The 12,115-nt window shown below is 29.2% G+C and carries 11 protein-coding genes; 7 read left to right on the forward strand and 4 right to left on the reverse strand.

The annotated features are described in order from the left end of the window. The first annotated feature begins 8 nt into the window (after nt 1–8). A complete protein-coding gene (locus tag BR69_RS0117045; RefSeq protein WP_027634291.1) occupies nt 9–1,130 on the forward strand; it encodes a glycosyltransferase family 4 protein in 1,122 nt (373 codons plus the stop codon). Between the two features lie 37 nt (nt 1,131–1,167). On the opposite strand, the gene BR69_RS0117050 is transcribed toward BR69_RS0117045, so the two are convergent. Next, nucleotides 1,168–1,404, reverse strand: a complete 237-nt coding sequence (locus BR69_RS0117050; RefSeq protein ID WP_278246103.1) for a DUF2164 family protein — start codon at nt 1,402–1,404, stop codon at nt 1,168–1,170. A 562-nt stretch (nt 1,405–1,966) separates the two neighbouring features. Between BR69_RS0117050 and hutH the strand changes: the two genes are divergently transcribed. From hutH to BR69_RS0117065, 3 genes are read left to right on the forward strand one after another with little or no spacing between them, the layout of a single operon-like run. Beyond that, the gene (gene hutH, locus BR69_RS0117055; RefSeq protein WP_034850040.1) at nt 1,967–3,493 is read left to right on the forward strand and encodes a histidine ammonia-lyase; all 1,527 of its coding nucleotides are present in this window, start codon (nt 1,967–1,969) and stop codon (nt 3,491–3,493) included. 14 nt (nt 3,494–3,507) lie between these two features. After that, nucleotides 3,508–4,143, forward strand: coding sequence for a cyclodeaminase/cyclohydrolase family protein (locus BR69_RS0117060; RefSeq protein WP_027634294.1), 636 nt, complete (start codon nt 3,508–3,510; stop codon nt 4,141–4,143). Nucleotides 4,144–4,195: 52 nt separating this feature from the next. Further along, on the forward strand, nt 4,196–5,350 hold the full coding sequence (locus BR69_RS0117065; protein ID WP_027634295.1) for a CD0519/CD1768 family membrane protein: 1,155 nt from the start codon (nt 4,196–4,198) through the stop codon (nt 5,348–5,350). 286 nt (nt 5,351–5,636) lie between these two features. Here the strand turns inward: BR69_RS0117065 and pdaA are convergent, their stop codons facing one another. Further along, a complete protein-coding gene (gene pdaA / locus BR69_RS20750; protein WP_034850041.1) occupies nt 5,637–6,473 on the reverse strand; it encodes a delta-lactam-biosynthetic de-N-acetylase in 837 nt (278 codons plus the stop codon). Nucleotides 6,474–6,502: 29 nt separating this feature from the next. Between pdaA and BR69_RS0117075 the strand changes: the two genes are divergently transcribed. Further along, a complete protein-coding gene (locus tag BR69_RS0117075; protein WP_027634296.1) occupies nt 6,503–8,269 on the forward strand; it encodes an Eco57I restriction-modification methylase domain-containing protein in 1,767 nt (588 codons plus the stop codon). 14 nt (nt 8,270–8,283) lie between these two features. Here BR69_RS0117075 and speE read toward each other — a convergent pair whose 3' ends face one another. Further along, on the reverse strand, nt 8,284–9,111 hold the full coding sequence (speE, locus tag BR69_RS0117080; RefSeq protein ID WP_027634297.1) for a polyamine aminopropyltransferase: 828 nt from the start codon (nt 9,109–9,111) through the stop codon (nt 8,284–8,286). Between the two features lie 426 nt (nt 9,112–9,537). Here speE and ychF point away from each other — a divergent pair, with 426 nt between their 5' ends. Both ychF and BR69_RS20755 read left to right on the forward strand, forming a co-directional pair. Continuing rightward, entirely contained in the window at nt 9,538–10,635 is a 1,098-nt protein-coding gene (gene ychF, locus BR69_RS0117085; RefSeq protein WP_027634298.1) for a redox-regulated ATPase YchF, read from the forward strand. Nucleotides 10,636–11,006: 371 nt separating this feature from the next. Further along, entirely contained in the window at nt 11,007–11,774 is a 768-nt protein-coding gene (locus BR69_RS20755) for an N-acetylmuramoyl-L-alanine amidase (protein ID WP_051623655.1), read from the forward strand. 62 nt (nt 11,775–11,836) lie between these two features. Here BR69_RS20755 and BR69_RS0117095 read toward each other — a convergent pair. Continuing rightward, the coding region (locus BR69_RS0117095) for an IS3 family transposase (RefSeq protein WP_027634299.1) at nt 11,837–12,115 on the reverse strand (279 nt) is incomplete at its 5' end.

Genomic DNA, 12,115 nt, shown 5'->3' on the forward strand with positions numbered 1-12,115 from the left:
AGAGAATTATGAGATATTGTATGGAATATTTAAAAACAGAAAATGTAAATTTGGTAAAAGATATGGGAATGATTCCTTATAAGCTTTATAAAAATCATAACTATGATTCTTATGTTGCCACTTATAAAAATGGAGAGTATCCTTATGCTAATAAAGAAGTTAAGGGACTTAAGATGAATTTTATTAAGAGAATATTCCATAGCTATTCTTTAGATGGAGTACTATATATACTTAAGAATGGTAAAAATATTGACTGTCTACATATATTTCATGTAACCTTAAGTTCCGTTTTTTATGCAACTATTTATAAGATGGTAAATAAACAGGGAAAAATATACTTAAAATTAGACTGTAGCCACAGACTACCAGATAGAATAAGGTCTCAAAACAGGATAGGAAAGAAATTAACAGATTATTTTTTTCATAAGGTGGATTTAATTAGTGCAGAGCAAGAGGTACTATATAAGGAACTTAAAGAACTTCTTCCAAAAGCAGCTAATAAAATAATAAATGTTCCTAATGGAGTAGATTTTAAGGCCATAGAAGATATGGGACTACATTATGATTTTAATGAAAAAGAGAATATAATTGTAAATGTAGCTAGAATAGGGGCTGAAGAAAAACGAACAGAGGTACTTTTAGAGGCATTTAGTAAGATTCCTAATATAGAAAATAAGGGATGGAAGTTAAAGCTTATAGGACCTATAGAAAATAACTTTTTAAAATATATAGAAAAATACTTTGATAAATATCCTAATCTTAGGGATGTTGTAATTTTTCAAGGGAATATTGAAGATAGAAAAAAACTTTATGAAGAATATAGAAAGTCTAAGATATTCACATTAACTTCTAATTGTGAAAGTTTTGGAATAGCTTTTATAGAGGCAGCAGCCTTTGGAAATGTTGTTGTATCAACGGATGTTGGAATTGCTAAGGAGCTTGTAATAAACAATAATGGTGCATTAGTTAATATAGATGATGTAGAGGGACTTGCCTTAGCATTAGAAAAAGTTATGGATAGTGAGAATCTTTTAGAAATGAGTAATAAAACTTATGATATATGCAGGAAGAAATTTAACTGGGATATTATAGTTGAAAATCTTCATAAGGAAATAGAAAATTTATTTTAAGCTACCAAAATACTTGGTAGCTTTTGTTATATCTATGTTATCTCTTTCTTATTTGAAGGGCGAAAAGATCCTCTAATGAGGAGCTTAGTTGAGAGTAGCACATAGAAATTCCTTCATTATATATTTCAGGTGCAAGTTCTTCAAGAAAAAAATCTAAGAGTAAAGAGGCTCTTAAATCTCCTAATTCCTCATTTTCATTGTTAAAAAAGTATTCTTTAATTGAATTAATCATCTCAAATCTTTTTTCTTTATTAAGTTTAATAGAGTTACTCAATATAAAATCCTCCTAAAATTATACAAAAAATTTCTAATGATTTTATAAATCTTTCTTTAAAAATTAATACAAAAAATACTATATTTTTAAAATCATTAGATTAATTATATCCATATATATTAAAAATACTATACGAATCAAGTTTCACTTTATCATATATTAAAATTAATATAAAGAATTTTATAAAGAAATAAGATTCATCTTAGTAAAGGGGAGAAGGATTTTATTTAGTAAAATAATTAAGATTAAGTAGAAATAATAAACCAAAAGGTAAGAAATATTTGTAAAGTTTAAATAAGTTAAATAATCTAAAGAAAAATATATTATAGTATAATATACTAGAAATAATTAAGGGAGACCACAGGTGAATTTGTTGTAAAATAATAAAATTTGTTTTACAATAAGATTGTTAGTTTTTTATCAAATTAGATTGTATTAAAGTTTTATCATCTTAAAGTTATGAAATAGTAAATAAATTCAGACAATTGAAAGAGGAATTTATGAAGGAAAACCCTTATATATAAAAGAATAATAAGGTAATTATATATATAAGGGGGCAAATATGGGTAAAATAATAGTGTTAAATGGTAAGGATCTAACTTTAGATAATATTACTGAAGTATCAGTAAGAGGGGCAAAGGTAGAAATTCATAATGAGGCATTGGAGAGAATAAAAGCATCAAGAAAAATTGTTGAGGATATAGTAAAGGATCAAAAGATTGTTTATGGAATAACCACTGGTTTTGGAAAATTTTCAGATGTGGTTATATCTAATGATCAATGTAAAACTCTTCAAAAGAACTTAATATTATCCCATGCCTGTGGATATGGAGAATTTTTTCCAAGTCATATAACAAGGGCAATAATGCTTCTTAGAATAAATGCTTTATGTAAAGGCCATTCTGGAATATCTATAGAAACCTTGAATACACTTCTATTAATGCTTAATAATCATGTCCATCCACTTATACCTGAGAAAGGGTCTCTTGGGGCTTCAGGAGACTTAGCACCTTTATCTCATATGGTTTTACCTATGATTGGGGAAGGGCTGGCAGAATATAAGGGCGAAAAAATGTCAGGAAAAGATGCTATGGAGAAAGCAGGAATAAAAACCATAGAGCTTACCTACAAGGAAGGACTAGCACTTATAAATGGAACGCAAGTTATGACAGGGGTAGGAGTAACAGCATTAAAAGAGGCCTTAGACCTACTAAAACTTAGTGATATAGCAGCATCTTTAACACTAGAGGCATTAAGAGGGGTTAAAGACGCCTTTGACTTAAGACTTCATAAGATAAGACATCATGAAGGTCAGATAAATACAGCAGAAAATATATTAGCTCTAACTGAAGGAAGTACATTCCTTACATCCCAAGGAGAAATAAGGGTTCAAGATGCATATACTTTAAGATGTATACCACAAATACATGGGGCATCTAAGGATTCTGTGAATTATGTCAATGATAAAATTAATATAGAAGTTAATTCTGTAACAGATAATCCTATAGTCTTTGAAAATGGAGATGTTATATCAGGGGGGAATTTTCATGGTCAACCTATGGCATTATCCTTTGACTTTTTAGGAATAGCTATGGCAGAGATGGCAAATGTGTCTGAAAGAAGATTAGAAAGATTAATAAATCATCAATTAAATGATTTGCCAGCCTTTTTAACTCCTAATGGAGGATTAAATTCAGGTTTTATGATAACTCAATATGCAGCAGCAGCTTTGGTTTCAGAAAATAAGATTTTAAGTCATCCTGCATCTGTGGATTCAATACCATCTTCTGCTAACCAAGAAGACCATGTTAGTATGGGAACAATAGCAGCAAGGAAGGCTTTAAATATTATAGGAAACACAAGAAGAGTTTTGGCAACAGAAATTTTGGCAGCATGTCAGGGGATTGATTTTAGAAAAGGATTATCCTTAGGGAAGGGTACAAATGAGGCTTATAAAGTAGTAAGAAATCACATAGACTTTATAAATGAGGATAAACTTATGTATGATGAACTAGAAAAGTGTACAGCTTTATTAGAAAATGGAGAGATATTAAAGGCAGTAGAAGCTGTAGTAGAATTTAAATTATAAGGAGGAAGATATTTATGTTATCAGATTTAAAGGTTAATAAATTTATTGAGGAATTAGCTTCAAATTCACCAGCACCAGGTGGTGGAAGTGTGGCAGCTTTAGGAGCTTCTTTAGGAGGAGCCTTAGCTAGCATGGTATTTAATTTAACTGTAGGTAAAAAAGTTTATAGAGAATATGATGAGGATACTCAAAAATTAATAGATGAAAACTTAATAAAAGCTAATAAGCTTAAAGATACTTATTTAAAACTAATGGAAGAGGATACAGAAGCTTTCTTAAAGGTAATGGAAGCATTTAAAATGCCTAAGGACACAGAAGAAGAAAAGGCATTAAGAAAAGAAAAAATTGATGAAAGCTATAAAAAGGCATTAGAAGTTCCTCTTACTTTAGCAAAGGAAAGCTTTGAAGCATACGACATAATTTATGTTGCAGCTAAATATGGAAATATAAATGCTGTGTCTGATGCAGGAGTAGCAGCATTATTTATACAAGCAGCTATAGAAAGCGCTGTGTTAAATGTAAAGATAAACTTATCTTCTGTTAAAGATGAAGAAGAGAAGAAATCTTTAAAGGAGCTATGTGAGAAGATAGTAAAAGATGGAGTTTTAAAGAGAGATGAAATATTAAGTATCACTGAAGAGAAACTTTAAGTTTATAAATTTATAAACTAAAGAAAATTTATAAACTTAAGAGGTGAAGTTAATGAGTAGTACGAAAGTGAAAAAAGCCATTGGGTTAGAAGGGGTTTTGTGTTTAATATTGTTTATAGCTTTTTTTACAGCTATAGGTTCTAAAATGGGGGCAGTAAATATGATTAATACCATAATGAATACTGCCCACAACCTTTTACTTAATACTGTATTTTTTATTTTAGCTATTGCAGTAATAGCAGGAGCAATAGCCTCCTTATTATCAGAATTTGGAGTAATAGCTATAATAAATAAGATACTATCCCCATTTATGAAGCCATTATATGATTTACCAGGGGCTTCAGCACTAGGGATAATTACAACTTACTTATCAGATAATCCAGCTATAATTACCTTGGCAGATGATAAGGGATTTAAGAGATACTTTAAAAAATATCAAATACCATCCTTAACCAATCTTGGTACATCATTTGGTATGGGACTTATAGTAACTGCTTTTATGATGGCACAAAAATCTCCTACAGGGGAAAATTTAGTTTTTGCAGCTTTAATTGGAGACTTAGGAGCGGTAATTGGAAGTATAGTAAGTGTTAGAATAATGCAAACTTTTACCAAGAAGTATTTTGGAACAGAAGAAATGGCCATAAAAAGTAGTAATCCAAAAGATGATTTACTAGACACAAGAGAAATTAGAGAAGGATCTATAGGAGGAAGGATATTGTCCTCTTTACTAGATGGAGGAAAAACAGGAGTAGATCTTGGAATGAAGATAATACCAGGAGTACTTATAATATGTACCTTTGTATTAATACTTACCAATGGACCATCAGCACAAGGCTATACAGGAGCGGTAGGTGAAGGGGTAGGTCTTCTACCTTGGATTGGAAGTAAGTTATCCTTTATATTAGAACCTTTATTAGGCTTTAAAAACCCAGAAGCTATAGCGTTTCCAATAACATCTTTAGGAGCTGTTGGAGCAGCTATTAGTTTAGTTCCTAGTTTTCTCTCAAAAGGAATTATAGGAGGAAATGAAATAGCAGTTTTTACAGCCATGGGAATGTGTTGGAGTGGATACCTAAGTACCCATGTGGCTATGATGGATTCTTTAGATTGTAGGAACTTAACAGGAAAAGCTATATTAAGTCATACCATAGGTGGACTTTGTGCAGGAATATCAGCTCACTTATTATATGTAATTTTAGTATAGATAAGTAAAAGAAATATTTAATAAATTAGTATATAAATAAGTTTCACCACTAAATATAGAATATATTTGGTGGTGAAACTTATTTTAAGAATAATTACTTAATGATAGAGAGGAAATCTTAAAAGAAGGCAGTTAATAAGTAGCCTTCTTTTATTTTAGGTGTTAGAAAAAATATAAGCTTATAATAAAATAGTTTTCTATGTTAATTGATAATAAAATCTATGAAATTATTTATAATAAGAAGTTTTAAAATTTAAATTAAGTGTAGTAATACTTTAACAATGAGCTATTCATTAATGAATATTGGAGTTTCAGGAAGGTCTGTAAGAGGCTTTATTTCATAGCCCGTGGACTTCCAACTTTCTAGTACTTCATCTAAAATTTCTGTATTCGTTTTAGAAACCGCATGTAGTAATACTATAGCTCCATTATGACTACGTTTTAGTATTGTTTCTTTAGCCTTATTATTTTCAGGCTGTCTATTTACATCCCAATCATTATAGGCAAAACTCCAAAATATAGTTTTATATCCTAAATCTTTAGTATACATAAGAGAACGTTCACTATATTTTCCCATAGGGGGTCTAAAGAATTTTGGCATATCTTCTCCTATTAGATTTTTATATTCATCCTCCACATCGGTAAATTCTTTGTTAAACTTATCCTTATTTATTACAGAGGCCATAGAGGGATGAGTAGAACTATGATTACAAACTAGGTGACCTTCCTCTACCATTCTTTTAACTATATGAGGATTTTGTTTTATGTAAGGTTTAACAACAAAGAAGGCAGCTTTTGCATCATGTTTTTTTAATATATCCAATATTTTTTCTGTATATCCATTTTCATAGCCCTCATCAAAGGTTAAATATAAGACCTTTTTAGAAGTATCCCCAAGGTAGTAGGAGTCGTAACTAGATATAAAATCCTTAGATTCTTTTGGGCTATGGGGAGGATTACCATCATTTCTTATGCCAAAGTACCAGTTGAGTTCCTTTGAGCTTTTTTCTGAATAAGCATAATTTTTAGTTGTTTTTACTGAGATATTGTTTTCATTAGTGAAAAAGTTTGGTAAACTACATAAGTGTATACTAAGTAAAGTATATGTAATAAATTTTTTCACAAAATCACCTCGCTTTAGGAGTTTATTATATGAATAATTTTAATCAAATTATTGAAGAATGTTTTAATAAAATATACTCATCAACACATAGTATTAACATATGTTATGAAATTGATGAATGTAAAAAAAAATTATCTATGGAATATGAGGAAGAGTTTAGAGACTTTTACAATCATATGATAAAAAATCAAAAGGAAAAAGGTGCTGTATATACTCCAGAAGGTATTGTTAAGTATATGGTTCAACATGTAATCAAGGAATATATGATAGTGGAAAATCCTTTTATAAAAATATTGGATCCAAGTTGTGGTGGAGGAAATTTTATAATAGAGATTTATAGACATTTAAATAATATTTATTTAAAGAATTTAAATTATATAAATGAAGTTCATGGTTTGAAATTAAAGGAAAAAACATTATATAAGCATATAATGGAAAATAATTTATATGGCTTTGATATAGATGAAACTGCATTAAAAATACTAAGACTAGATATATGGAATATAATTAAGGCTAATGATTTCAAAGATAATATTATAGCTAGAGATTTTCTAACATTAGATTCAGAAGAAAAATTTAATATTATCATTGGGAATCCTCCATATATAGGGCATAAATCCATAGATAAAGATTATGTAAAAACAATAAAAAATACATATAAAGAGGTTTATGTTAATAAAAGTGATATATGCTATTGTTTTATTAATAAGGCTAAAGACTTTTTAAAGGATAATGGAAGTTTAGCTTTAATACTTTCAAGGTATCTTATGGAAGCACAAAGTGCTAAGGGGATAAGGGAGTTTATAAGGAAGAATTATAGTATAGAAAAAATAGTAGATTTTTATGGACTTAGACCTTTTAAAGGCAATGGAATAGATCCACTTATATTATTTTTAACATACAAAAATGTAGAAAATTATAATTTTAAGGTCATAAGACCTTATATAAGACAAATAAGAAAAAAGGATTTTGATTTTATAGATTCTTTAGTAAATGGAAAAGACCTTAATATTTTATGTTCAAATAAGAAAGATCTTAATCAGGATTTTTGGAGAATATTAGACCCTATAGAAAAAAATATAATAAGAAAGATAGAAGAAAAAAGCCAGGGTAGTCTTAGAGAAATAGGAGAAAATTTTCAGGGAGTTATAACAGGGTGTGATAGGGCATTTATCGTAACAGAGGATGATATAGATAAATATAAAATAGAAAAAAGCCTATTAAGACCTTGGATAAAAAGTAGTAATCTTTATAATGGGGGAATAAATAATAACTATAAGTGGTTAATTTATTCAAACGATATAGAAATAGGTATTCATAAAAATGCATTAAAGTATATAGAAAATTATTATTCAAAGTTAAAAAATAGGAGAGAGTGTAAAAGAAATATAAGAAAGTGGTATGAGCTTCAATGGGGTAGAGATAAAAAGCTTTTTAATGAAGAAAAAATTATATATCCCTATAAGGCTTCAGAAAATAGATTTGTTTTAGATAAAAGTGGATGTTACTTTAGTGCTGATATATATGGATTTACAATAACTAATCCTAAGGTTAATCCTAAATTTATAGCTAATCTTTTAAATAGCACATTATATGAATTTTATATTAAATGTAATCTGAAAAAGTTAGGAGATTATTTATATGAATATTATCCTAATAGGCTTCTTCATATAAAGGTATTTGAAAATGAAGAGTGTATATTGAAAGAGGACTTTAAAGATGAAGAGCTATATAGCTTTTATAATATAACCTTAGAGGAAATAAGATTTATAGAGAATAAATTAAGCAGGGAGTAAAATCCCTGCTTAATTTATTTTAATATATCCTCTATAAATCTAGGTAATACAAAGGAAGCTTTATGAAGTTCTTTTGTATAGTACTTTGTTTCAAAGGATAGGTTTTCTGAGATGTCTATAGATGATGGATTATATTTTTTAGATCCAATGGTAAAGCTCCAATAGCCACTAGGATATGTAGGGATAGCTGCCATAAATAGTTTAGTTATAGGAAATACATTTTTAGAATCAGAGAATACTTTTTTTACAACATGGGGAAGAAAAAATGGAGATTCAGTTTGAGCTACAAATATTCCTTCATCTTTTAATGCTTCATATATTTCTTTATAAAAACTACCACCAAAAAGACCTTCTGCTGCTCCAAAAGGATCAGTGGAGTCTATAATTATAACATCAAATTCATTCTTATGTTCATGAACATAGTTTATACCATCTCCTACAAAGATTTCACAACGAGGATCATCTAAGGAACAACTTATTTCCTTAAGGTGATTTCTACATTCATCTATAACTACCTTGTCTATCTCGCAGAGAATAGCCTTTTTTACTGAAGGATGCTTTAAAACTTCTCTTATAGTTCCACCATCACCACCACCAACTACTAGTATCTTTTCAGGGTTTGGATGGGTAAAAAGAGGAATATGACTTATCATTTCATGATACACATATTCATCTTTTATAGTGGTTTGAACTATACCATCTAATATAAGCATTCTTCCAAAGGCATAGGTATCTACAATTGCTAGGTCTTGATAAGGAGTTTTTTTTCTACAAATAGTTTCTTTAATTTTATAGGTCATAGCTGTATCTTCAAGTTGACCTTCTTTTAGCCACATATCCATAAATATACCTCCATAGTATATAAAATTCATATAAGATAATTATATGAGTTAATTTAAAATATTTCAAATAATCACAATATTAATAGGGGGTTATATGATAGAATAAAATATATATTAGAATAAAAAAATAATATTAAAATATTTAGTATTTTTCATAGAAATTTTTAAAATTACATTATAAATTTAGAGGATTTCTATACTTATATTATATGGTATAGAAGTACTATTAATGAAAATTTATCTTTTAGCACAACAGGTTAAGTTATTTTTATAATTAGGTATTTAATTATAAAATAAGCATATGGCTAGAAAAATATTCATTATAAATTATGTTTTCTAGAAGGAAGTTAACATAAGAGTTGAAATACCTAAGGCTCTAGAGTATAATTTTAAAGGATATACTTAAAAGGAAAGGAATGTACATAGATGAAACTTGGAATAGTTGGGTTACCTAATGTGGGTAAAAGTACTTTATTTAATGCAATAACTAAGGCAGGTGCAGAATCTGCAAACTATCCCTTTTGCACTATAGAGCCTAATGTTGGAGTGGTAAGTGTTCCAGATAAGAGATTAGATGTTCTTGAGAAAATGTATAATACAAAGAAAAAGGTTTATACTGCTATAGAATTTTATGATATTGCTGGTCTTGTTAGAGGAGCTAGTAAGGGAGAGGGACTTGGAAATAAATTTTTATCTCATATAAGAGAAGTTTCTGCTATAGTTCACGTAGTAAGATGTTTTAGTGATGAAAATGTTGTCCATGTTGATGGCTCTGTAGATCCTATAAGAGATATAGAGACTATAAATTTAGAACTTGTATTTTCAGACTTAGAAATTTTAGAGAGAAGAATGGAAAAAACTTTAAAGCTTGTAAGATCAGGAGATAAAAAAGCTAAATCTGAATATGCCATAATGGAGAGCATGAAGGCTCATTTAGAAGCTGGAAAACCAGTAAGAACTTTAGAAGCTACAGAAGATGAAAAAGAATTTATAGATTCCTTATTTTTAATAACATCTAAGTCAGTTTTATATGTTGCTAACATATCAGAAGACGACTTAATGGAAGGAAACCTTGAAAATGAATATGTAAAAAAAGTTCAAGAGTATGCTGCAGCTGAAAATTCTGAAGTAGTAATAATAAGTGCAAAAATAGAAGAAGAGCTATCTACTTTAGATGATGAAGAGAAGATGGCTATGCTTTCAGAGTATGGACTTGAGGAAACAGGATTAGATAAATTAGTTAGAAAGAGCTACAAACTTTTAGGGCTTATGAGCTTTTTAACAGCAGGAGTACAGGAAGTTAGAGCTTGGACAATAGAACAAGGAACAAAGGCGCCTCAAGCTGCAGGTAAGATTCACTCAGATATAGAGAGGGGATTTATAAGAGCAGAGATTGTATCTTATAATGACTTGGTAGAGTGTGGGTCAGAAGCTGCTGCTAAGGAAAAAGGTTGTTATAGATTAGAAGGAAAAGAATATATAATGAAAGATGGGGATGTTGTTCAATTTAGATTCAACGTCTAGAAAAATAAGAACTCTTAATATTTTAAGGGTTCTTTTATTTTTGTATTTTAAAATCTGTTTTTCCTATTAAAGCTAATATGGGAAGTGAAATTTAGGTATAAGGTAATTATAAAAAAGTAGAAAGATATATAAGAACTTTCTTAGAGGGGAATATATTTTATAAAAAGTATGTTACAGTAAAAAATATTTAGCTATAGATAATAAATACTCAGGGGAAAATTGTATATAAAAAGTAGGAAGAGTCAATAAAAGGGATTTGATAGTTATTAAGTAAGTTTTTTTATTTAAACTATATAAAAATTAGGTTCTTTAATTCTTAAAGTTGATATTATATTATATAGACCTATTTAGTATAGGGGGGAGGGGAATATATGAAAATATCAGTAGATTTTGGTCACTGCTTAAGTGGTGCGGATACGGGAGCAGCATCCCAGGGATATAGAGAAGAAATACTAACTAGAGAAGTAGGGAAAATTGTAGTAAATTTATTAAAAAAAGCTGGTCATGATGTGCTAATAGTTTCACCAGATAGCGGGATGACATCAGTTTCACAATCCCTTCAATATAGAGTTAACAAATCTAATAATTGGGGAGCAGATTTTTTTGTTTCCATACATTTTAATAGTGGTGGAGGATATGGAACAGAGATATATACATTTAATGGCAAAATAATAGATAGAGCCAAAAAAGTTTTAGATAGATTCACTGCCCTAGGTTATATAAATAGGGGAATTAAAGATGGATCTCAATTGGCAGTGGTTAAAGGTCCATCATGCCCTTCAATGTTGGTTGAGTGTTGTTTTATAGATACAAATGATATGGAAAGATATAGTAGTGTTAATATGGGAAAAATAATAGCCGAAGGAATTAATGGAGGAACTATAGAGGGTTCTAGTAACAACTCAGGAGGAGATATTATGGATAAGAATGTATATGTCCAAACGAAAACTTTAGATACTGATGGAGTAGATGGTATTCAAGTAAATAAGTATATGGAGAAGTTCTTAAATAAAAATTTTTATGTTAAAGCTAATGGATCAGGAATACTATTTGAATCTCAATATATGACCTTAGACGAAGCAAATAAAGTTAAAAGTAATTTAGGAGATGAATTCTTACATTTTTGTTTCAGAAGTTAAGATAAAGGTGGTCTAGGGAGTAAACTGTACCCTTTGTCAAGGACAGTTTAAAAAAGAGTAGACTAATTTAAAAGATGATTTCTGTATTGAACAGGAGTCATCTTTTTTAAGTTCCATTGTCCTCTAAAATTATTGTGATAATCTATGTAATCATCTATTTCTTTAACTAAATCCTCAAATGTATCACAAGCCTTTATATCAACTTCATCCTTTAAATGTCCGAAAAAGGATTCCTGTGGGGCGTTGTCCCAACAATTTCCACGCCTAGACATAGATTGTCCTAATTTATTCTTTTTGACTTTATTTTGAAAAATCGGACTAGTATAATGAACTCCTTGATC

The sequence above is a fragment of the Clostridium hydrogeniformans DSM 21757 genome (assembly GCF_000686705.1).
Classification (GTDB): Bacteria; Bacillota; Clostridia; order Clostridiales; family Clostridiaceae; genus Clostridium_Z; species Clostridium_Z hydrogeniformans.